At 71.8% G+C, this 21,696-nt stretch carries 22 protein-coding genes; 11 read left to right on the top strand and 11 right to left on the bottom strand.

What is annotated here, in order from left to right:
* Window positions 1-2: 2 nt before the first annotated feature.
* The gene (locus tag OG432_RS09690; RefSeq protein WP_328309777.1) at window positions 3-1,181 is read left to right on the top strand and encodes an MFS transporter; all 1,179 of its coding nucleotides are present in this window, start codon (window positions 3-5) and stop codon (window positions 1,179-1,181) included.
* 141 nt (window positions 1,182-1,322) lie between these two features.
* On the opposite strand, the gene nagB is transcribed toward OG432_RS09690, so the two are convergent.
* Window positions 1,323-2,108: a glucosamine-6-phosphate deaminase gene (gene nagB / locus OG432_RS09685; protein WP_328309775.1), complete on the bottom strand. Its 786-nt coding sequence runs from the start codon at window positions 2,106-2,108 to the stop codon at window positions 1,323-1,325.
* Window positions 2,109-2,397: 289 nt separating this feature from the next.
* Window positions 2,398-3,150: an SDR family oxidoreductase gene (locus tag OG432_RS09680; RefSeq protein ID WP_328309773.1), complete on the bottom strand. Its 753-nt coding sequence runs from the start codon at window positions 3,148-3,150 to the stop codon at window positions 2,398-2,400.
* Window positions 3,151-3,253: 103 nt separating this feature from the next.
* On the opposite strand from OG432_RS09680, the gene OG432_RS09675 reads away from it, so the two are divergent.
* On the top strand, window positions 3,254-3,865 hold the full coding sequence (locus OG432_RS09675) for a TetR/AcrR family transcriptional regulator (protein WP_328309771.1): 612 nt from the start codon (window positions 3,254-3,256) through the stop codon (window positions 3,863-3,865).
* Between the two features lie 303 nt (window positions 3,866-4,168).
* A complete protein-coding gene (locus OG432_RS09670; protein ID WP_328315051.1) occupies window positions 4,169-5,635 on the top strand; it encodes a sensor histidine kinase in 1,467 nt (488 codons plus the stop codon).
* 184 nt (window positions 5,636-5,819) lie between these two features.
* Here OG432_RS09670 and OG432_RS09665 read toward each other — a convergent pair whose 3' ends face one another.
* Together OG432_RS09665 and OG432_RS09660 are read right to left on the bottom strand one after the other, a co-directional pair.
* Complete coding sequence (locus tag OG432_RS09665) at window positions 5,820-6,077, bottom strand: WhiB family transcriptional regulator (protein WP_004937597.1); 258 nt, start codon at window positions 6,075-6,077, stop codon at window positions 5,820-5,822.
* A 319-nt stretch (window positions 6,078-6,396) separates the two neighbouring features.
* Window positions 6,397-7,362: a diacylglycerol/lipid kinase family protein gene (locus OG432_RS09660; RefSeq protein ID WP_328309769.1), complete on the bottom strand. Its 966-nt coding sequence runs from the start codon at window positions 7,360-7,362 to the stop codon at window positions 6,397-6,399.
* Window positions 7,363-7,457: 95 nt separating this feature from the next.
* Between OG432_RS09660 and OG432_RS09655 the strand changes: the two genes are divergently transcribed.
* Entirely contained in the window at window positions 7,458-7,892 is a 435-nt protein-coding gene (locus tag OG432_RS09655; RefSeq protein ID WP_328309767.1) for a hypothetical protein, read from the top strand.
* 60 nt (window positions 7,893-7,952) lie between these two features.
* On the opposite strand, the gene OG432_RS09650 is transcribed toward OG432_RS09655, so the two are convergent.
* From OG432_RS09650 to OG432_RS09640, 3 genes are all read right to left on the bottom strand, one after another.
* Window positions 7,953-8,903, bottom strand: a complete 951-nt coding sequence (locus OG432_RS09650; protein ID WP_328309765.1) for an RNA polymerase sigma factor SigF — start codon at window positions 8,901-8,903, stop codon at window positions 7,953-7,955.
* Complete coding sequence (locus tag OG432_RS09645; RefSeq protein ID WP_067163834.1) at window positions 8,900-9,313, bottom strand: anti-sigma regulatory factor; 414 nt, start codon at window positions 9,311-9,313, stop codon at window positions 8,900-8,902. Before OG432_RS09645 ends, OG432_RS09650 begins: the two co-directional genes overlap by 4 nt.
* 257 nt (window positions 9,314-9,570) lie before the next feature.
* Complete coding sequence (locus tag OG432_RS09640; RefSeq protein WP_328309762.1) at window positions 9,571-9,831, bottom strand: UBP-type zinc finger domain-containing protein; 261 nt, start codon at window positions 9,829-9,831, stop codon at window positions 9,571-9,573.
* 55 nt (window positions 9,832-9,886) lie between these two features.
* Here OG432_RS09640 and OG432_RS09635 point away from each other — a divergent pair, with 55 nt between their 5' ends.
* Entirely contained in the window at window positions 9,887-11,485 is a 1,599-nt protein-coding gene (locus OG432_RS09635) for a Na+/H+ antiporter (RefSeq protein ID WP_328309760.1), read from the top strand.
* Window positions 11,486-11,893: 408 nt separating this feature from the next.
* Here the strand turns inward: OG432_RS09635 and OG432_RS09630 are convergent, their stop codons facing one another.
* From OG432_RS09630 to OG432_RS09615, 4 genes are all read right to left on the bottom strand, one after another.
* Window positions 11,894-12,775, bottom strand: coding sequence for a 1-aminocyclopropane-1-carboxylate deaminase/D-cysteine desulfhydrase (locus tag OG432_RS09630; RefSeq protein ID WP_328309758.1), 882 nt, complete (start codon window positions 12,773-12,775; stop codon window positions 11,894-11,896).
* A gap of 10 nt (window positions 12,776-12,785) precedes the next feature.
* A complete protein-coding gene (locus OG432_RS09625; RefSeq protein ID WP_328309756.1) occupies window positions 12,786-13,376 on the bottom strand; it encodes an N-acetylmuramoyl-L-alanine amidase in 591 nt (196 codons plus the stop codon).
* 132 nt (window positions 13,377-13,508) lie between these two features.
* Entirely contained in the window at window positions 13,509-14,699 is a 1,191-nt protein-coding gene (locus OG432_RS09620) for a globin domain-containing protein (protein ID WP_328309753.1), read from the bottom strand.
* A gap of 101 nt (window positions 14,700-14,800) precedes the next feature.
* Complete coding sequence (locus OG432_RS09615; protein WP_328309751.1) at window positions 14,801-15,244, bottom strand: RrF2 family transcriptional regulator; 444 nt, start codon at window positions 15,242-15,244, stop codon at window positions 14,801-14,803.
* A 296-nt stretch (window positions 15,245-15,540) separates the two neighbouring features.
* On the opposite strand from OG432_RS09615, the gene OG432_RS09610 reads away from it, so the two are divergent.
* The 6 genes from OG432_RS09610 (at window position 15,541) to OG432_RS09585 (ending at window position 21,680) form a co-directional block, all read left to right on the top strand.
* Window positions 15,541-16,938 (top strand): family 2B encapsulin nanocompartment shell protein, encoded by a 1,398-nt coding sequence (locus tag OG432_RS09610; protein WP_328309749.1) that lies wholly within the window; start codon window positions 15,541-15,543, stop codon window positions 16,936-16,938.
* Between the two features lie 86 nt (window positions 16,939-17,024).
* Window positions 17,025-18,056, top strand: coding sequence for a family 2 encapsulin nanocompartment cargo protein polyprenyl transferase (locus tag OG432_RS09605; RefSeq protein ID WP_328309747.1), 1,032 nt, complete (start codon window positions 17,025-17,027; stop codon window positions 18,054-18,056).
* A gap of 162 nt (window positions 18,057-18,218) precedes the next feature.
* Entirely contained in the window at window positions 18,219-19,448 is a 1,230-nt protein-coding gene (locus tag OG432_RS09600) for an MFS transporter (RefSeq protein ID WP_328309745.1), read from the top strand.
* A gap of 208 nt (window positions 19,449-19,656) precedes the next feature.
* Entirely contained in the window at window positions 19,657-20,103 is a 447-nt protein-coding gene (locus OG432_RS09595; RefSeq protein ID WP_328309743.1) for a DUF6304 family protein, read from the top strand.
* Between the two features lie 217 nt (window positions 20,104-20,320).
* Window positions 20,321-21,292: a DUF1648 domain-containing protein gene (locus OG432_RS09590; protein ID WP_328309741.1), complete on the top strand. Its 972-nt coding sequence runs from the start codon at window positions 20,321-20,323 to the stop codon at window positions 21,290-21,292.
* A gap of 31 nt (window positions 21,293-21,323) precedes the next feature.
* Entirely contained in the window at window positions 21,324-21,680 is a 357-nt protein-coding gene (locus OG432_RS09585) for a GntR family transcriptional regulator (RefSeq protein WP_328309739.1), read from the top strand.
* Window positions 21,681-21,696 lie beyond the last annotated feature (16 nt).

Raw genomic sequence — 21,696 nt, 5'->3', positions numbered from 1 at the left:
GTATGTTCGGCGCCTTCGACGCATACCGTCGATCCCAAGTGGCGATCGCGGCCCTGTTCTGTTGTCTCGGCTTCCAGTACGCGACATGGGTCTCGCGGATACCGGCCCTGAAGACCAGGCTGGGCCTGTCCGAGGCGGAACTCGGGCTGCTCCTCATGGTCTGCGGAGCGGGCGCGGCGGTGTCCTTCCCGCTCGTGGCGATCCTGACGAAGCGGCTGGGCTCGCGGCGCCTCGCGGTCCTCGCGGCGCTGTGCCTCGGCGCGGTCCTGCTGGCGCTGTCCGTCACGCCGGACTATCCGGTCACGCTGCTCATCGTCTTCTTCGACGGGGTCGCGGTGGGATGCCTGAACGTCGCGATGAATGCGCAGGCGGCGGCGCTGGAGGTCCAGTACCGGCGGACGACGATGGCCCGGATGCACGCGACGTTCAGCGCGGGCTCGCTGTTCGCGGCGCTCCTCGCGTCGGGTGTGACCTCCCTGTCCCCGGCCCTGCCGGCCCACTTCGGCACGGCGGCGGCGCTGGTGGCGGTGCTGGTCCTCGCCGCGCGCGGCGGCCTGCTGCCGGAGGCGCCGGAGTCCGCGCGGCCGGACGTGAGGGACCCCGCCGAACCTAAGCGGCGCGGACTGACGCTCCCCACCCGAGTGACGATCTGGATGGGCCTGGCGATGGCGTTCGGCACGGTGACCGAGGGCGCCATGAACGACTGGTCGGCGCTGTATCTGAAGGACAGCGCGGGCGCGGCGGCGGAACTGGCCCCGCTGGGCATCGCCGTGGTCTCGGTGATGATGGTGCTGGCCCGGCTCTTCGCGGACGGCTGGCGCACGAAGTGGGGCGACGACCGCATCGTGCGGGTGGGCGGCGCGCTGGCCGGAACGGGGCTCGCGCTCGCGCTGCTGGCCGGGGGAGTGGTGCCGGCGCTGATCGGGTTCGCCTGCGTGGGGCTCGGCATCGCGGCGGTGACGCCGTGCGTGTACGTGGCGGCGGCCCGCCAGGGTTCTGATGCGCTGGCCCTCGTCGCCGCGATGGGCACGACGGGGTTGCTTGCGGGGCCGGCGGTGATCGGGTTCATCGCGAGCGGGACGAGCCTGGCGTGGGGGATGGGGGCGGTGGCGGTGTCGGCGCTCGTGGTCTCCGTGTGCAGCACCCGGATCCGCTTCCCGTCCCTGTCCGAAGCGACGTAACGCGACGCGGCCCGCCCCGGCTGTCACCTGCCGCCCGGTGGCGGCCCGGCCGCGCAGAGGTCCCCGCGCCCCTGGCGGGGCTGAGGTGAAGCGCCCCGAAGGGGGCGCGGGGAGCTGCGCGCAACCCTGGCCCCCGGACGGCTAAAGCCCCTGCCACACCGGCTTGTCGGCGAACGTGTGACGGAAGTACGGCGCAAGCTTCAGCTTGGACGCCGCCGCCTCGTCCACGACGACCGTCGCATGCCGGTGGAGCTGGAGCGCCGACGCCGGCACCACCGCGGCCACCGGCCCCTCCACCGTCTGCGCCACCGCCTCCGCCTTGCCCTCGCCCGTCGCGAGCAGCACCAAGTGACGGGCCTCCAGAATCGTGCCGATGCCCTGTGTGATCACGTGGTGCGGCACCTGGTCGATGTCGTCGTCGAAGAAGCGCGCGTTGTCGATCCGCGTCTGCTCGGTCAGCGTCTTGATCCGGGTGCGCGAGGCGAGCGAGGAGCAGGGCTCGTTGAAACCGATGTGCCCGTCCGTGCCGATGCCCAGGATCTGGAGGTCCACGCCACCGGCCGAGGCCAGCGCCAGGTCGTACGCCTCGCACGCCGCCTGTACGTCGTCGGCGGAACCGTCCGGGCCGATGAAGGAGTCGGGGCCGAGCCCGAGCGGCTCGACGACCTGGCGGATCACCGTGGCCCTATAGGACTCGGGGTGTCCCGCGGGCAGGCCGACGTACTCGTCGAGCTGGCACACGCGGGCGCGCGCGACATCCACGTCACCGGCGGAGACCTTCGCGGTCAGCGCGTCGTAGATCGGGATCGGCGTCGATCCGGTGGCCACGCCGAGCAGGGCGTCGGGCTTGCGACGCCACAGGGCGGCGATCGACTCGGCGATGAGCTCGCCGCCTGCCTTGGCGTCCGGGACGATGACAACTTCCACGAGGGCCTGCCGATCTGGTGACGTGAAACAACAACGGACGTGGTATAGACCAATCTAGCAGAGTGGCGGGCTCTCCGGCGGGCTGTCGCCGCCCCTCCCATCGTCGACCGGCGGGGTTGCCGGAACGCATACGGAGACGGCCATTCGGTGGCACGGAACATGGCCCCCTGGTCGGCCGCCTTTGGGGCGGCCGACCAGGGGGCCCGTGCCGAAACACGGGCCGGCCCGCCCCCCCCGGGCTCCCGCTCCCCGGGCTCCCCCCGGGGGTCGGGGGCCGCCCGCCCGCCGCCTAGGCGATCGCGCCGCCCGTCGCCTCCAGCCACTGCCCCGTGATCCAGCGCCCTTCGGCCGAGGCGAGGAAGGCCACCACATCGGCTATGTCGGACGCCTCGCCGACCCGGCCCAGGGGCGACAGGGCGGCCGTCGCCGCCCAGGCCTGCTCGTCGGTGCGCAGCCAGTCCGCGTTGGTGTCGGTGTCGACGACCCCGGGCGCCACCGAGTTGACCGTGATCCCGCGCGGGCCGAGGACCTTCGACAGATTCCGGGTCAGGACGTCGAGCGCGCCCTTGGTCATGGCGTAGGTGAGCGTCTGCGGCATCATGGCCGCTCGCGCGAGCCCGCTGGAGATGTTGACGACCCGGCCGCCGTCGCGCAGCCGGGTCAGGCCGAGCTGCGTCACGAAGAACGGCGCCTTGGCGTTGACCGCGAAGAGCTGGTCGTACGTCTCCTCGGTGACCTCCCCGAACGGCACGGGCCACCCGATGCCGGCGTTGTTCACGAGGATGTCGACCCCGTCGGCCTGTCGGTCGAAGGCCTCCCACAGTGCCGCCGCGTCCCCGGGAACCCCCAGTTCCTGGCCGACGGCGAAGGCGGAACCGCCCGCGGCCTCGATGGCCGCGACCGTCTCCTTGGCCGCCACCTCGTTCGTGCCGTAGTGCACGGCCACCCGCGCCCCGTCCCGGCCGAGCCGCTCGGCGATGCCTCGCCCGATGCCCCTGCTGCCGCCCGTGACCAGCGCCGTCTTTCCGTCGAGCGAGCCCATGGCCGCGCTCCTTCCACCCCGATGAGTTCTGTAGCGGTCGCTACGGAAAGAAACGTACCACATTCTTTAGCGTGCGCTACAGAAGCGCGGTAGGATCGGTGGCATGGCGACGAAACAGCGCGGGCGGCCCCGTTCGTTCGACCGGGACACGGCCCTTGAGCAGGCCACGATGGAGTTCTGGCGGCGTGGATACGAGGTGACGTCCGTGGCCGATCTGACCCGGGCCATGGGCATCGGCGCGCCCAGCCTGTACGCCGCCTTCGGCGACAAGCAGGCCCTCTTCGAGGAGGTCGTCCGCGGATATCAGTCGACCCACGGATCCTTCGCGACGCGGGCCCTCACCGAGGAGCCGACCGCGCGCGAGGGCGTCGCCCGTCTGCTGCGCGAGGCGGCCGCCGAGTTCACCGACCCGGCGCACCCCTACGGCTGCATGGTGATCAGCGCCGCGGCCAACTGCACCACCGAGGCCGTCAGCGCCGCGCTGCGCGACCAGCGTGCCGCCGGCCTGTCCGCCATCGAGAGCCGGATCGCCGCCGACACCGCCGCCGGCCGCCTGCCCGCGAGCACGGACGCGGGCACACTGGCCCGGCTCGTCGGCGCGGTCTTCCAGGGCATGTCCCAGCAGGCCCGCGACGGCGCGACCCGCGCGGAACTGGAGGGCGTCGCCGAGGCCGCCATGGCCGTGTGGCCCCGGGAAGCGGCGCGGCGCCCCTGAGGGTTGCGCCCCGGGTGCGGGCACGGAATATTGCGTCGTGCACACGGATGGACAGGGCAGAATGGTCTAGTCCACAATGAACACATCAGGCTTCCGCCCACCCCGCACAGGCGGGCGGAACCGAGGCCCCGGCGCTCTCTGCCCTGACCGCGCCGTGACCTCTCTGTGAAGGCCGAGGGGACCGCACACCCGTCGGCCGGCAACCGGGCTGCGGTGCCCGGACGGGTCGAGGGTCCCGTCCCGGCGCCGCGGCCCGCAGTCATTTCCGCCGGTGGACGCGGGTACGCTCGCACCGTGCCCTCCATGAACGACCTCGTACGCCAGCACACCGCTCTGAGTGAGTCCGACCTCGAGTGGCTCCACCTGCTGGTCTCGGAGTGGCAGTTGCTCTCCGACCTCTCCTTCGCGGACCTGGTGCTCTGGGTACCCACCCTGGACGGCACCCGCTATGTGTCGGTCGCCCAGATGCGCCCCAACACCGGCCCCACCTCCTACCAGGACGACATGGTCGGCCATCTCGTCCCGCGCGGCCGGCGCCCGCTGCTCGACGCCGCGCTCGACGAGGGCCGGATCGTGCGCGAGGGAGATCCGGAGTGGCGCGAGGAGGTCCCGGTCCGCGTCGAGTCGATTCCCGTACGCCGTGAGGGGCGCGTCCTGGGCGTCATCGCCCGGAACACCAATCTGCTCACTGTCCGTACACCCTCGCGGCTCGAACTCACCTACCTCCAGTCCGCCTCCGACCTCGCGCAGATGATCGCCGCCGGATCCTTCCCGTTCCCCGGCCAGCAGGTCGACATGGACGCGTCACCGCGCGCCGGCGACGGCCTGATCAGGCTGGACGCGGACGGCATCGTCCAGTACGCCTCGCCCAACGCGCTCTCCGCCTACCACCGGCTGGGCCTCGCATCCGACCTCGTCGGCCAGCACCTGGGCCAGCTCACCGCCGAGCTCGCGCCGTCGCGCGGCCCGGTGGACGAGGCCATCGCCAAACTCGCCAGCGGCTATGCGCCCCGCGAGGCCGAGGTCGAGGGCGACGACGGGGTCATCCAGCTGCGTGCCATCCCGCTCAAGCCGAAGGGGCCGCGCATCGGTTCGCTCGTACTGCTGCGGGACGTGACCGAACTGCGCCGCCGGGAGCGGGAGTTGATCACCAAGGACGCCACCATCCGGGAGATCCACCACCGGGTGAAGAACAACCTTCAGACGGTGGCGGCGCTGTTGCGTCTCCAGTCCCGCCGGATGGACTCCGACCAGGGCCGCGAGGCGCTCAACGAGGCGGTCAGGCGCGTCGGTTCGATCGCCATCGTGCACGAGACGCTGTCGCAGAACCTGGACGAGCGCGTCGAGTTCGACGAGATCGCCGACCGGGTGCTCGCCATGGTCGCCGAGATCTCACCCGGCAAGATCGACTGCCGGCGCACCGGCCGCTTCGGAATCCTCGACGCCGAGGTCGCCACCCCGCTGTCCATGGTGTTGACCGAAGTCCTGCAGAACGCCCTTGAGCACGCCTTCGTCCCCGGCGACCAGGGCTCGGTCGAGGTCGCGGCGCTGCGCGGCGGCACCCGCGAGGACTCCCGGCTGCTGATCACCGTGCGGGACGACGGCCGGGGACTGCCCGAGGGCTTTGACGCGAAGCGCACGGGAAACCTGGGCCTCCAGATCGTACGGACCCTGGTCGAGGGCGAGTTGGGCGGAAGTTTCGACATGGTGCCGGCGCCCGGACGCGGCACGAAGGTCGTGCTCGACATCCCGGTGGGCCCCGAGAAGTAGCGCGTACCCCGCGCCCGAGGACCTACACGCCGACGGCGTACGCACAGCAGCGAGCCCCGAACCATGAGACACGGTTCGGGGCTCGAATGCTGTGGGTGTCTTACTGCTGCGCGCTGCGGCTCGGGGGGCGGTGAGTGCGTACGCTCTGTACGCGCCGCGCGTTGCTAAGGCGGGAAGTGGGGGCTCAGGCGGTCGCGTTGCGCGCCCGGTTGCGAGCGGCACGGCGCTTCATCGCGCGGCGCTCGTCCTCGCTGAGGCCACCCCAGACGCCGGAGTCCTGGCCGGACTCGAGCGCCCACTGCAGGCACTGCTCCATGACGGGGCAGCGGCGGCAGACGGCCTTGGCTTCCTCGATCTGCAGCAGCGCAGGACCGGTGTTGCCGATGGGGAAGAACAGCTCGGGGTCTTCCTCACGACAAACGGCGTTGTGACGCCAGTCCATGGCTGCTACCTCTCTTGGTGTTACGTGCAGGGGTGCTTGTGAATGTGAACGCTTTCACGAATCCCTCAACAAGGGAAGGGCCATCTTCCAGTTGGACTGGTGGTGGTCCTGGTTTTGAGGAGGGGTTCTGGCTTTCAGTGGAGGCCGGTGTTGCGGGCCGTCCCGATCGCCATGTAGAGATTCGCAAACCTCGGCGGCGGATACAACCCCTTCCGGAAAGTTTTTTTGGATTCCTCGGTGTCGACTGGGTCACAGTCGTACTTCCATGGGGTGGATGGCAGCCTAAACGTTCGAGTGAAAGGACTTTGGGCCCTTCCACTCACACAATCACACGCAGTGCACGGCGTACGCCTGTGAACGCGACGCTAGTACGCAGGCCCAGGTGGTCGCCGTCCATCTGGAAGGGGAGCGGGGCCTTGGAATGCAAGGTGAAGTCCGTCAAGTCGTGCAGTGATACGGCGTGCTTGCCGTGCGGACCACGATCTGGCGTGGAAGTGAGCAACTGGGTCGCGTAACGGGTCGCCGAGGGGGTGGTCATCCGGGTCAGCGCGAGGACGTCGAGCGCCGCGTCGAAGGAGGCGTCGGGAGACGCGTACAGAGGACGATTGCCCAGGTAGGTGTAGGGGGAGGTGTTGCAGACTATGGACAGGACGAGGTCCTCGACCGTCTCCCCGTCCGGCCGCTCCAGCGTGATCTGGCCGTGTCTGCGGTGGGGCTCGCCGAAGAACTGGCGCGCCACCTGGCGCAAATAGAGGGCGTGCGTCGAGCGCTTTCCGCGCTCCCGCTGCTGTTCGACCCGGCCCACCACACCCGCGTCGAATCCGAACCCGGCACAGAAAGTGAACCAGCGTTCAGGAACACCCTCGTCCACGCTGCCCGGCACCCCGGACGCGAGACCGAGGCTCACCGTACGGCTCCGCTTCTCGCGCAACGCGTCCAAAATGACACCGGTCGACTCCACAGCGTCATTGGGCAGGCCCAGGGCGCGCGCGAACACATTGGTCGAGCCGCCGGGGACCACCGCGAATTCCGGGAGTTCGGGGCTCGGGCCGTTGTGCAGCAGGCCGTTCACGAGCTCGTTGACCGTGCCGTCACCGCCGAGCGCCACCACGAGATCGATGTCACTGCTCTCGGCCGCACGCCGCCCGAGGTCCTTGGCATGACCGCGGTACTCCGTGGTCACCGCCTCCAGCTTCATCTCGCTGGCGAGGGCGTGAATGAGGACGTCACGCGTGCGCGCACTGGTGGTGGTAGCCGCCGGGTTGACCACGAGAAGTGCACGCATGGGCGCCAGACTACCTACCGGGGGGTACTGGGGCGCACCTGGGCCGGGGCCGCCCGCCCCGGGGCGGGCCCCGCCGTGCGGGCTACCCTGGCCGGGTGAGTACTGAGCAGACCCCCGAAGCCCCCGCAGGACCGCGCCCCGGCCGGCTGACCGCCGCGGCCGCGCTGTCCGCGCTCGAAGGGCTCGCCCTGGTCGCCGGTGGCCTCTTCATGCTCGTGATGGGCCTGACCGGCAAGCCGGACCGGCCTGCCCAGGCCGAGACCGGCGGCGTGACCCTCGTGGTCCTCGGCCTGATCCCGCTGATCGCCGCCCGCGGCCTGCTGCTCCGCCGACGCTGGAGCCGGGGGCCCTCGATGATCACCCACATCATGGCGCTGCCGGTCGCCTGGATGTTCCTCAACTCCGACGGCGCTCCGTGGATCCCGGCGGGCATCGCGCTCGCCGCGGTGGCCGTCACCGCCCTGGTGCTCCTGGTCAACCCGGCCACCACCGAGGCGCTCGGCATCCGCGGGCCGGTGAGCGACGCGTAACCGCACACCGGCCGCACGGCCCGGCTGTTCCTCGACGCCCGGCCGCTCCCGGGCGCCCGGCTACTCCTCGACGAGCAACCGCTCCCGCAGCTGTGCGAGCGTGCGGGCCAGCAGGCGCGAGACGTGCATCTGGGAGATGCCGACCTCCTGCGCGATCTGCGACTGCGTCATGTTCCCGAAGAAGCGCAGCAGCAGGATCCGCTTCTCGCGCGGCGGAAGGTCCTCGAGGAGCGGCTTGAGCGACTCGCGGTACTCGACGCCTTCGAGCGCCTCGTCCTCGGCGCCCAGGGTGTCCGCCACCGCCGGCGACTCGTCGTCCGTGTCCGGCACGTCGAGCGACAGCGTGGAATAGGCGTTCGCCGACTCCAGGCCCTCCAGGACCTCTTCCTCGGAAATGCCCAGCCGCTCGGCCAGTTCGTGCACCGTCGGCGAGCGGCCGTGCTGCTGGGAGAGTTCCGCCGTGGCCGTGGTGAGCGCGAGCCGCAGCTCCTGGAGCCGGCGCGGCACCCGCACCGCCCAGCCCTTGTCGCGGAAGTGCCGCTTGATCTCGCCGACGACCGTGGGTGTCGCGTACGTGGAGAACTCCACGCCCCGCTCGGGGTCGAAACGGTCCACCGACTTGATCAGGCCGATCGTGGCGACCTGGGTCAGGTCGTCGAGCGGCTCGCCCCGGTTGCGGAAGCGCCGCGCCAGATGCTCGACCAGCGGCAGGTGCATCCGCACCAGCCGATTGCGCAGCTCGGCCTTCTCCGGCGAGCCCTCGGGCAGCTTGCGCAGCTCGATGAACATCGCCCGCGCCCCGCTGCGATCGCGTGGATCGTGGTGCCTGTGCTCGATGTGCTCGCTCATAAAGGCCGCCCGCTCTGCCTGCTCCGCCGCGTACAAAAGGCCATCTGGGCCGTCCACAGGACTGTCCACCGGGTGCGGCCGGGCCTGCTGCTCCGGGATCTCCGCGGAGCGCGGCACGTCGGGGATGCGCTCGTCGTCCCGCACCGGACCGTCCCCGCTCACGCCGGTCCGGGTCCCGCGCCGCGCTGTTTGTACAGGCTGATGGAGACCGTACGGTCGTCGGCCACGGAGGAGTCGACCTTGCCGGCCAGGGCGGAGAGCACCGTCCAGGCGAAGGTGTCGCGCTCCGGGGCCCGGCCGTCGGTGGTCGGGGCCGAGACCGTGACCTCCAGTGAGTCGTCGACGAGGCGGAACACGCAGCTCAGAACGGAGCCCGGTACGGCCTGCTGGAGCAGGATCGCGCAGGCCTCGTCGACTGCGATGCGCAGATCCTCGATCTCGTCGAGGGTGAAGTCCAAGCGTGCCGCGAGTCCGGCCGTGGCCGTACGCAGCACTGACAGGTAGGCACCCGCGGCCGGCAGCCGGACTTCCACGAAGTCCTGATTCCCGGGCTCGCCTGCGATCTGGGACACCCTCACCTCCAAGGTGGCACAAAGCTCTGTCGGGGCCCGGGGAGGGGAGAAGCCCCGGGGCCGTGGGTACGGGGTCCGTACCTGGACTGGCGACGCTATCGCGATCCATGGTGCCCTGTCGCCGGGAGCCCTCCCGACGACTGTCACTCATGGTAAGCCTACGAGTACGGACAGTGGCTAGAGGTTTGCAGTGCCCAATTGCTGTGAACCGGGACCGGGTTGACGTACCCAGGCACCGGGGCGTCGAACCCCCGCCGTCACACCAGCAGGCCGTCCACGAAACACCAGCGCCAGCTCTCGCCGGGCTCGAAGGTCCGCATCACCGCGTGCCCGGTCTCCTCGAAGTGGGCCGTGGCGTGCTGGTTCGGCGAGGAGTCGCAGCAGCCGACGTGACCGCAGACCAGGCACAGGCGCAGCTGTACGGGATGCGTACCCTCCTTCAGGCACTCGGGGCAGGTGTCGTTGAGGGGGGCCGGCTCGGGGCGCGGCAGTTCTGCAACGTGCGGACACTCGCTCATGATGGCCAGGTTACGACGGAGCGCCCGCGTGGGGTGCGTGGGGACGGACTGTCTGATGGATGCATTGCCGCTGGTGGCGCTGATCGCGGCGAGCGCGGCGGTCGCGGGAGGAGCGCGCAGGACGCCGGTGCCCGCGCCGCTGCTCCTGGTGGCGGTGGGCCTGATCGCGGCCTACCTGCCCGGAGTCCCCGCGTACACCCTCGATCCGCACATCGTGCTGCCGCTCGTCCTGCCCCCGCTGCTGCACACGGCGGCCCTGGAGAGCTCCTACCTCGATCTGCGCGCCAACCTCCGGCCCGTGGCGCTGCTCTCCGTGGGGTACACCCTGTTCGCGACGGTCGTGGTCGGCTATCTCGCGTACCTCCTGGTGCCGGATCTGCCGATCACCGCGGCGCTCGTGCTCGGTGCGGTGATCGCGCCGCCCGACGCGGTCGCGGCCACCGCCATCGCGCGCCGGCTGCGGCTGCCCAGCCGGATCACCACGATCCTCCAGGGCGAGTCCCTGGTGAACGACGCGACCGCGATCACCGCGTACAAGGTGGCGCTCGCGGCGGCCGTCGGCGCGGGGGCCACCTGGGGCGGCGGGCTCAAGGAGTTCGCGCTCGCCTCCATCGGCGGCATCGGGGTCGGGCTCGTCCTGATGCTGCCGATCCACTGGCTGCGCCGCCATCTGCACGAGGCGCTCCTGCAGAACACCCTCTCGCTGCTCATCCCCTTCGTCGCCTACGCGGCGGCCGAGCAGGTCGGGGCGTCGGGGGTGCTCGCCGTCGTGGTCGTCGCGCTCTACCTCGGCCACCGCTCCTGGCAGGTCGACTTCGCGACCCGGCTCCAGGAGGAGGCGGTCTGGAAGATGGTCGCCTTCCTCCTCGAATCGGCGGTGTTCGCGCTGATCGGCCTGCAAATGCCGGTGGTGCTCAAGGGGCTTGGGGAGTACGGGGTCGGCGAGGCCGTCTGGTACGCGGTGGGGGTGTTCGCCCTGGTGGTGGCGGCCCGGTTCGTCTGGGTCTTTCCGGCCACCTTCGTGCCGCGCGCGCTGTCCGCGAAGGTGCGGCGCCGGGAGCCGGAGGTGGACTGGACGGCTCCTGTGATCGTGGGGTGGGCCGGGATGCGCGGCGTGGTCTCGCTCGCCATCGCCTTCTCCATCCCGCTGACCATGGAGGACGGTTCGGACTTCCCGGCGCGCAACCTCGTCCTGTTCCTGACGTTCACCACGGTCATCGGCACGCTGGTCGTGCAGGGGCTCACGCTGCCGCCGCTGATCCGGCTGCTCAAGCTTCCCGGGCGTGACACCCAGGCCGAGACGCTCGCCGAGGCGCAGGCCCAGAGCGAGGCCTCGCGCGCGGCCGAGTCCCGACTCGACGACCTGCTCACCGACGAGCGCAACGCCCTGCCGGAGCCGCTCGCCGTGCGGCTGCGGACGGTTCTCGAGCGGCGGCGCAACGCGGTGTGGGAGCGGTTGGGGGCGGTCAACGAGGAGACGGGGGAGTCGGCGGACGACACCTACCGGCGGCTGTCGCGCGCGATGATCGAGGCGGAGCGGGAGGTGTTCGTGTCCCTGCGGGACGCGCGGCGGATCGATGACGAGATGATGCGGACGTTGCTGCGCAGGCTGGACCTGGAGGAAGCCGCCGCCTACCGAGAAGGCGAGCCCTGACCCCCTGGGGCTCCGCCCCGGACCCCGGGGGTGTTCCCACCCACCCGCCCGTGCGGCAACTCCGAAGGTGCGGCCCCCTGGGGCTCCGCCCCAGACCCCGTATCGCGCCTTAAGGGCGCTCGTCCTCAATCTCCCCCAAGGCCTCAAGGGCCAGGGGGGACCCCCATGACGGGCTGAGGGTGTCCATGCGGGCCGGCACCGAGTGGTTAAGGGGCGCGGGGAACTGCGCGAGAAGCGAGCACGGTCCGCACACGAAGGCGGGGTTAGGGGCGCGGGGAACTGCGCGAGAAGCGAGCACGGTCCGCACACGAAGGCGGGGTTAGGGGCGCGGGGAACTGCGCGAGAGGCGGGCACGGTCCGCGCACGAAGGCGGGTTTCAGGGGCGCGGGGAACTGCGTGGGCCGGGGGTCAGGGGGTGCCCGTGAGGATCGCCGTTACCCGGGAACCCGGCGCGAACGCACCCTCCCCCGCCAACCGCACCAGCCCGTACAGCAGCTTCGCCACGTACACCCGCTCCACCCCCACCCCGTGCCGCTCCTCGAAGTCCCGCGCGAACGAGTCGAGTTCGGCGGGGACGCGGGCGTACCCGCCGAAGTGGAAGCGGTCGTCCAGGGTCCAGGTGCCCCGGGGGCCGCCGAAGGCCGCGTGCTGGAGGGTGCGGATCTCCGAGGTCAGGAAGTCGCCCCGCAGGACCGGCACCCCGATCGCCCGCTGGCCGGGGGCGAGGCCGGCGGCAAGGCCGGCCAGGGTGCCGCCCGTGCCGCAGGCCACCCCGACCACGTCCGTGACCCCGCGCAGTTCCTCGCCGAGCGCCGTGCAGCCGCGTACCGCAAGGGAGTTGCTGCCGCCTTCGGGCACGACGTACACGTCACGGCCGAGCAGGTCGAGGAGGCCCGCGAGCACGTCCGGCGAGGACTTGCGCCGGTAGGTCGAGCGGTCCACGAAGTGCAGCCGCATGCCGTCCGCCACGCACTGGGCGAGGGAGGGGTTGAGCGGTCGGCCGGCCAGCTCGTCGCCGCGTACGACGCCGATCGTGGGGAAGCCGAGGAGGCGCCCGGCCGCGGCGGTCGCGCGCAGGTGGTTGGAGTACGCGCCGCCGAAGGTGAGTACGGGCCGCCCCGCCGCGGCCCGCAGGTTCAACTCCAGCTTGCGCCATTTGTTGCCGACCAGGTCCGGGTGGATCAGGTCGTCCCGCTTGAGCAGCAGACGCACGCCGTGCCGTGCGAAACGCTCGTCCGCCGCTTCCTCCAGAGGGGAGGGGAGGCGGGGAGCGAGCGTCTCGTGGTTCATGCACCCATTGTCACTTCAGACGCTCGTGCACGCGCTCGCGCAGCCAGTCCATGGTGAAGCCGCGCGGATCGATCTTGCCGACCTGCCACTCCTTGTGGCCGATGACGGACCGCTCGGTCCAGCCGTAGTGGCGGCACACGGCGGCCGCGGCCTTCTCGATGGCGTCGAGCTGGGCCTGGGGCCACGGGTCCTTGCCGTCGCCGAGGTTCTCGCACTCGAAGCCGTAGAAGTGCGTGTTGCCGTCGGTGTCGTTCCGCACCGGCGGCGGCAGCCGTTTCTCGGCGATCACGGCGCGCAGCACGTCCGCGTCGCCCGCCCCCGCGTGGTTGGCGCGGCCGTTGCCGACGAGGTGCACCCGGCCGTCCTTGGTGATCACGCCGTGGCAGAGCGGCCCCGGCAGCGCCTCGTAACCGTCGTAGCAGATGCGGACGGAGGCGTCGGCGCCGCTGGTCGCGGTGTGGTGGATGACGACGCCGTTGACGGGCCCCCATCCGCCGTGGCCCGCTCGGTTGTGGGTGCGCCAAGTGCCGGTCTCGACGACGGTGAGGCCCTCGGCGCGCAGGGCGGCGAGGAACTGGTCTGCGGACATGGGTGGGGCCATGGCCGCCTCCTTCCAGAGCGGTGCGGAACATCTCGTACCGCTTGTACCCCAACTCCCGCTATGGGGCGATCTGTTCGGTTTGGTGAGCGATCCGATCCGGACACGCGCGCGCCCCGGAACCGGCGGACCGCCTCAGTCCCGCGCCAGCCACAGATCGGGGCCGAACACCTCGTAGTGGATGTCGGCGGCGGCCACGCCCTTGGCGAGCAGCTGGGTGCGGACCGCGCGCATGAACGGGAGCGGCCCGCAGAGGTAGGCGCGGGTGCCGGACGCGACCGGGACCGTCGCGAGGTCGACCAGGCCCGTGCGGCCGGCGGGGTGGCCGGGCTCCGGGTCCTCGTACCAGAAATGGGCTTCGGCGTCGGGTAGTCGGGCCGTGAGTGCCATGTGGTCCGCGCGCAGCGGGTGCGCGGCGGGGGAGCGGTCGGCGTGCACCACGGTCACCGGGGAGCGGTGGCCGGTGGCCGCGAGCCGCTCCAGCATCGACACCATCGGCGTGCAGCCGATTCCCGCCGAAGCGAGCAGCAGCGGGGCGTCGTCCGCGTCGAGCACGAGGTCGCCGTACGGGGCCGAGACGCGCAGCGCGTCGCCCGCGCGCAGATGCGCGTGGAGGTGGCCGGAAACCTCGCCGTCGGGCTCGCCCGTGACGCGCTTGACGGTGATCGAGCGCAGCTCGGCGCCGGGCGCCGAGCTCAGGCTGTACTGGCGTATCTGCCGGGCCCCGTCGGCCAGTTCGACCTGGACGGAGACGTACTGGCCGGGCTTGAAGGCGGGGGCGGGCGCGCCGTCCGCGGGGCGCAGGCGGAAGGTGGCGCAGTCGGCGGTCTCCTCGGTGCGGACGGCCACGGTCCACGCCCGCCAGACGTCGCCCGCGAGGACGCCCCGCTCCGCGTAGAGGCGGTCCTCGATGGCGATCAGGGCGTTCGCCATCAGCCAGTACACCTCGTCCCAGGCGTCGGTGACCTCGGGGGTCGCGTCCTCCCCGAGCACCTCGGCGATCGCCGCGAAGAGGTGCTCGTGGACGATCTTGTACTGGTCGGCGGTGACGCCGAGCGAGGCGTGCTTGTGGGCGATGCGGCCGAGCATGGCGTCAGGGCGCTCATCGGGGTGGTCCACCAGGTACGTCGCGAACGCGGCGATGGAGCCTGCGAGGGCCTGCTTCTGGAGGCCGGCGGCCTGGTTGCCCCGGTTGAACAGATCGCGCAGCAGCGCGGGGTGGGCCGCGAAGAGCCGCTCGTAGAAGCGCTCGGTGATGGTGCCGATGGCCGCTCCGACGGTGGGCAGGGTGGCGCGGACGGTCATGGCCGACTTCTCGGACAGCATCCGGTGACTCCTCGCTTTAATTGGCATATGGGACTCTAATTTGACTCTAAGGGGAGGCGTGCGGCGGCCCGCGGCGGGGTCGGCCCGGGGGTCCGGAGGGGTCAGCGGCCGGTGATGCCGAGCAGGAGCGGGCCGGTCGGCGAGGCGACCAGAGCGTCCACCGTGAGCTCGTCAAGGGACTCGTAGAACGCCTCCTGGGCGCGGTGCAGCGCCCGCCGCAGCCGGCACGCCGCGGCGAGCGGACATGGCGTCGCGCCCTCGCAGTCCACCACGTCCCCCGGGCCTTCCAGCTCGCGCACCAGGCCGCCCACGGAGGCGAGACGGCCCGCCGCGGTCAGCGTGAGCCCGCCGCCCCGGCCGCGCCGCGCCTCCACGAGGCCGAGGTGCTGGAGCCGGGCCACGACCTTCGCGGCGTGCGTGTACGCGATGCGCATCGTGTCCGCCACCTCGCGCGTGGTGGGCGGAGCCTGGCCGTCGGCGTTCTCGGCGACCGCGAGGCGCATCAGCACCCGCAGGGCGAGGTCGGTGAATCTCGTCAGGCGCATGGGAGCACCGTAGGTAAGTGGCATGCGGTGTGCAAATTAAAGATTCGGCCACGGGGGTGGTGGCGGCCGAGCGGTGCCGACGGGCCGAGGCGCGCGGGCGTGTGCGAGGTCGCGGGCGTGTGTGAGGTTCGGAACGCGGGCGTGTGCCCGGTCTGTTCGAGCGCTGCGCGGCGGCTGCCCCGCCCGCTGGTGTTCTAATCCCACTCATTTGAGTAATGGCGCGCCGACTCTCCGTAATGGAAGTGTTCTCAGCGCAGTCCGGCTTGAAGATCGTGAGAGCGCCCAGAAGGAGTCACATGTCGGTCGAGGCAGGTCCCGAGCACCGCGCCCAACAGAGTCTCGGCACAGCCGCCGCGCGGAACTTGGCGACCACCACCAAGTCCGTCCCCCAGATGCAGGAGATCACCTCCCGTTGGCTGCTGCGGATGCTGCCCTGGGTCCAGGTGCAGGGTGGCACGTACCGGGTCAACCGACGGCTCAGCTACTCCGTGGGAGACGGGCGCATCACCTTCGTCCAGACCGGCGAGCGCGTCGACGTCATTCCCGCCGAACTGGGCGAGCTGCCCGCCCTGCGGGACTACGAGGACGAAGCGGCGCTCGGCGAGCTCGCCAACCGCTGCGAGCAGCGTGAGTACGGGGCGGGCGAGATCATCGCCACCGCGGGCGACGTCACGGACCGGGTCTTCCTGCTGGCGCACGGCAGGGTCGAGAAGATCGGCACCGGCCAGTACGGCGACGAGACGGAGCTCGGCTTCCTCGCCGACGGGGCCTACTTCGGCGACCAGGCGCTGGTGTCGGGGGACGCCACCTGGGAATGGACGGTCCGGGCCACCACCGCGTGCACCGTCCTGGTCCTGAGCCGGGCCGATGTACTCAACCTCGCCGAGCGCACCGACTCCCTGCACGCGCACCTCACGGCGGTCTCGCGGCTCCCGGAGCAGCGCACCAACACCTATGGCGAGGCGGCGATCGACCTCTCCGCGGGCCACATCGGCGAAGCGGTCATCCCCCACACGTACGTGGACTACGAGGGCTCGCCCCGCGAGTACGAACTCTCCGTCGCGCAGACCGTGCTGAAGGTCCACAGCCGGGTCGCGGACCTCTACAACCAGCCGATGAACCAGACCGAGCACCAGCTCAGGCTGACCGTCGAGGCACTGCGCGAGCGCCAGGAACACGAACTCATCAACAACCGGGAGTTCGGCCTGCTCACCAACTGCGACTATGGGCAGCGGATCCAGCCGCACGACGGCGTGCCGAGCCCCGACGACATGGACGAGCTGCTCTCGCGCCGCCGCGGCAACAAGCTCTTCCTCGCCCACCCCCGCGCCATCGCCGCCTTCGGCCGCGAGTGCAACAAGCGCGGCCTCGTGCCCGAGTCCGTGGAAGTCGCGGGCAACCACGTGCCGGCCTGGCGCGGCGTGCCCATCTTCCCGTGCAACAAGATCCCGGTGAGCGAGGCCCGTACGACCTCGATCATCTGCATGCGTACCGGCGAGGCCGACCAGGGCGTCATCGGACTCCAGCAGTCGGGGATCCCGGACGAGATCGAGCCGAGCCTCTCGGTGCGCTTCATGGGCATCGACGAGCAGGCGATCATCTCGTACCTGGTCACGGCCTACTACTCGGCCGCCATCCTGGTGCCCGACGCGCTGGGCGTCCTGGAGAACGTGGAAGTCAGCCGCTGGCGCTGAAGCAGTCCCGGTCCGGGCGCGCCCGCCACTGGCGGCGCGCGCCCGGCGCGCGGTGTCAACTCCGAGAAAGGTCACCTTAGTTGGCAATGCCGGATGCCATGCAGGGCCGTGAGGCCGTCGAGCTGCTCGAACGGACCCGGGCCGTCGTCACGCCCCAACTGCGCGCCGCGGTCGAATCGTTGCCCGGACCCATGCGGCGGGTCGCCATGTACCACTTCGGCTGGGAGCGCGCCGACGGCACCCCGGCCGACGGCCAGGCCGGCAAGGCGATCCGCCCGGCCCTCGTGCTCGCCGCCGCGACCGCGCTCGGCGGGCGCCCCGACGCGGCGGTGCGGGCGGCCGCCGCCGTGGAACTGGTCCACAACTTCACGCTGCTCCACGACGACGTCATCGACGCGGACGCCACGCGGCACCACCGTCCCACCGTCTGGACCGTCTTCGGCACCCCGGACGCCATCATCGTGGGCGATGCGCTGCACGCCCTCGCGCTGCGGCTGATCGCCGACGACGGCCACCCCGCGGCGACCGCGGCCTCGGCCAGGATCGCCGCCTGTGTCATCGAGCTCTGTGCCGGCCAGCAGGCCGACTGCGCCTTCGAGCACCGGGCCCCGCAGGACGTCACGCTCGACGAATGCCTCGCGATGGCGATGGCCAAGACCGGCGCGCTGCTCGGCTGCGCCTGCGCACTCGGCGCGCTGTACGCCGGAGCGGGCGAGGAGGAGGTCGCCGCCATGGACGCGTTCGGCCGTGAGGCCGGGCTCGCCTTCCAGCTCATCGACGACCTCATCGGGATCTGGGGCGACCCGGGGCACACCGGAAAACCCGCCGGCGCCGACCTCGCCGCGCACAAGAAGTCGCTGCCCGTCGTCGCCGCCCTCGGCTCCGGCACCCCGGCGGCGGCCGAACTCGCCGCCCTGTACCGGGGCCCGATGGGCGCCGACGCGGTTCGCAGGGCCGCCGACGCGGTGGACCGGGCGGGCGGCCGCGACTGGGCCCAGATCCACGCCGCCGACCGGATGGCCCGCGCGGTCGACCACCTCGCGCGCGCCGTGCCCGACCTCACCGCGGCGGGTGAGTTGCTCGCCCTGGCCGAGTTCGTGACCCGCCGCAGCCGGTGAGCAGCTCCAGCCGATGAGCGGCCTCAGTCGGTGAGCAGCTCCAGCCGGTGAGCAGCCTCAGCCGGTGAGCCGCCCGGCGCCCCGGCAGCGGTGCGAATGGCCCATGGAAAAAGGGCTCAAGTGGACCCGGCACCGGGCCACTTGAGCCGCTTTGATGAGGGCATGCCCTCTCGCCTCCTGCCTCCCGCGGGCCCCGCCCGCGCCCTCGCCGCCGCCCAGCTCGTCAATGCGCTGGGCGACGGCGCCTTCCTCGTCACCTCGGCGCTGTACTTCAGCCGCGTCGTGGGCCTGCCCCCCACCCGCATCGGCCTCGGCCTCACCCTCGCCTGGGCCGTCGGGGCGCTCGCCGGGGTTCCACTGGGGCAGCTCGCCGACCGGCGCGGACCGCGCACCGTGGCCGTCCTGCTCGCGGCCGCCACCGGCGTCTCGGTCGGGTCCTTCCTCTTCGTCCGAGGATTCCTCCCCTTCGTGCTCGCCGCCTGCTGCTACGCGACCGCCCAGACCGGCCTCGCCGCCGCCCGCCAGGCGCTCCTCGCCGCTCTCGTCGCCCGCCGGGACCGCACTCACGTCCTCGCCCACCTCCAGTCCACGCTCAACGCCGGGCTCGCCGTGGGCGCCGCGGTCGGGGGGATCGCGCTGCACTACGGCACCCGCGCCGCCTACCTCGCCGTCTTCGCGATGGACGCGGCCGCCTTCCTGCTCTGCGCGCTCGTCCTGCTCCGGCTCCCGGAGGTAGGGCCCACCGCCGCGCCCGCGGCCCCGGGCCGTGGCCCGCGCTTCACGGTGCTGCGCGACCGCCCCTACGCCCTGGTCACCCTCCTCAATACGCTGCTCCTGCTGCGGATGCCGCTGATCAGCCTCGCCATCCCGCTGTGGACGGTCACCCGTACCGACGCGCCGGGCTGGCTGGTGTCCGCGCTGCTCGTGCTCAATACCGGCGCGGTGATGCTCTTCCAGGTCCGTACCGCGGCCGGTGTGCGCGATCTGCCCAGCGCCGTACGGACCGTGGCCCGCGGCGGGGCCCTGATGCTGGCCTCCTGCGCCGTGTTCGCGCTCAGCGCCGTCGACGCGCCCGTCTGGGGCGCCGTGGCCGCCCTGCTCGTCGCCGGTGGACTCCAGGTGGCGGGCGAGATGATGCAGTCCTCCGGCGCCTGGCAGATCGGCTTCGATCTCGCGCCGGCCGACCGGCAGGGCCAGTACCAGGGGTTCTTCGGCATGGGCGTACCGCTGGCCCGGATGCTCGGCCCGCTGCTGCTCACCGCGCTCGTCGTCGACTGGGGCACGCCCGGCTGGCTGCTGCTCGGCGCCCTGTTCCTCGGCGCAGGCCTGGCGCTCGGGCCGGCGGTCCGCTGGGCCGAGCGCGCCAACTCCGCTCTGGTCAGCGTCGGTTGAGGGGTGTCGAAGAGGCGATGCGCGGTGTGTCGCGCGACGCCGCCGAATTCACCCGACTTGAAGCGAATTACCCTACCGGTGGCGGCAGTTGCCGTGCGCCCCGATCGTACGAGAACGGGGTGCACGGCTCGAAGGGCACAAGGAAGCGGTACCACTCATTTCGGTCACCGCCTGTGACGAACGGCAGGTACGCCGCTAATCTCCGCGCATGACACCACAGTCATGGGCGGGTTGGTATCGGGACCGCCTAGGATCAGAAGCGCTGACGATCACCACGGACGGGACGCAACTGCGGACCCGGATCCGGGGTGTCGACTTCGCCGGAGCGAGCTTCGACTCGCTCGGCCCGGTGCCGGGGATACCGACGGAGAGCGGCACCTTCGCGTTCGACGGCGGGAACCTCCGGGACTTCGTACTCGAATGGGACATGCCCGTGCCCGTCTCCTCGGACGACGGCGCGGTTCAGGAGGCCACCCTCAGCTGCCTGCTCTCCCTCAAGCCGCCGGAGCCCGACCTCGGGGTAGCCCTGCACTTCGGGGGAGCGGTGTACGCGAGCGGCCGGGCCGAGCTCGACTTCGGTTCGGTGCTGGACGACATCCGGCGCCAACTCCCTTCCGGCTCCCGCCTCCAGCGATCCCCCCTGGACGCGATCTAGCCGGCCCCTTCCCCTCCGCCCCTTCCTCGCCCCCCGTCCCTTCCCTCGGTCTGTCTGTTCCTCACGCGGCCGCCGCGCATCGGGGAGTCCCCAGGACTCCGTGGTGCACGGCGGCCGCTCCGCTTCCCGGCCGGAGGCCTCCACTTCCCACCGCCCCTCGTATTGTTCTACTAGTATGCAAACAAGTCGCCAACAGGCCGCGCACGAGGAGACGTTGATGAACCGTGCCCGATATCGCTTGATATCCGTAGCCGTGCTGCCTTTCCTGCTCGCCCTGGCCGCCGACCTGACGGCGTACGCGCTCCTGCGCGACCGCCTGCCCGACCCGATGGCCGGCCACTTCACGGCGTCGGGCCGCTCCGACGGCACCGCGAGCCACACCTCGTACCTGGTCCTCGTGGTCGTCATGCACCTCGGGCTCGCCGCGCTGTGGGGCGTGGTCGCGGGGACCACGGACGTCGCCGTGCGGGGGCCGCGCCGGCTGATCATTGCCGGGTACGCAACCGCCGGACTGGTCGGCTACCTCCTGGCCGTCGTCCTGGTCGCCAACGCCGGTGCGGGCGACCCGGCGCGGGTGCGGATGCCGCTGTGGCAGATCGCCGTCGGCGCGGGTGTCGGCGCGCTCGCCGCGCTCATCGGCCGGCTGCTCCTGCGGGCGGTCCCGGTGCCGGCGCCCGCGCCGTCCCTGGGCTCGGACGAGTCCCCGCGGCTCCACCTCGCCGAGGGCGAAGCGGCCGGCTGGATGCGCCGGGCGCCGTCGCGGGTGCTGTTCCTGGTCGGAGCGGCACTGCTCGCCGTGGGGGCCGTCCTGCTGCTCATCGGTATCCGGCTCAACGCGGTCGTCGGCGTGCTGCCGGCCGGCCTGCTCTGCCTGGCCCTCTCCCGCCCCTATGTCACCGTCGACCGGCACGGCCTGACCGCCCGGCCGTCCGTGCTGCCCTGGCCCCGCATACGGATACCGCTGTCCGACGTCGACCGCGCGATCAGCCGGAGGATCGAGGTCGTGGCGGAGTACGGCGGCTGGGGCTACCGGTTCCGGCCGGGCAGGTCGGGGCTGATGCTGCGCTCGGGCGAGGCGATCGTCGTGCACCGCACGGACGGCCGGGAGTTCGCGGTGACGGTGGACGACTCGGCGACGGCTGCGGCACTGCTCAACACGCTGGCCCACCGGGCGGAGGCGGGACGCTGATGCGCGTCGCACCGTCGGGAGAGGCGGCCTGATGCTCTTCCGTGTCGACCCCGCGTCGCCGCTGCCGCTCGGCGACCAGATCGCCGCATCGGTGCGCCGAGCGATCGCCGAGGGCACCGTGACCCCGGGCGAGCGCCTCCCGTCGGCCCGCGCCCTCGCGGACTCCCTGGGCGTCAATCTCCATACCGTGCTGAGGGGTTACCAGCGGCTGCGCGAGGAGGGCCTCATCGAACTCCGCAGGGGCCGGGGAGCGGTCGTCGTGGCGGACGCCGGGGCCGGTGGCCGGGCGGCCCTGATGCTCAAGGTGCGCGAACTGGTCGACGAGGCGAGGTCGTTGGGCCTGACGGAGGAGGAGGTTCTTGGGCTGGTGAGGCGGGGGCTGGCGTGAGGGCCGCGGCCCGGGA

This window comes from Streptomyces sp. NBC_00442 (genome assembly GCF_036014195.1).
Lineage (GTDB): Bacteria > Actinomycetota > Actinomycetes > Streptomycetales > Streptomycetaceae > Streptomyces.
The sequence above is the reverse complement of the archived record's forward strand: the minus strand, read 5'-3'. Positions and strand labels throughout refer to the sequence as shown.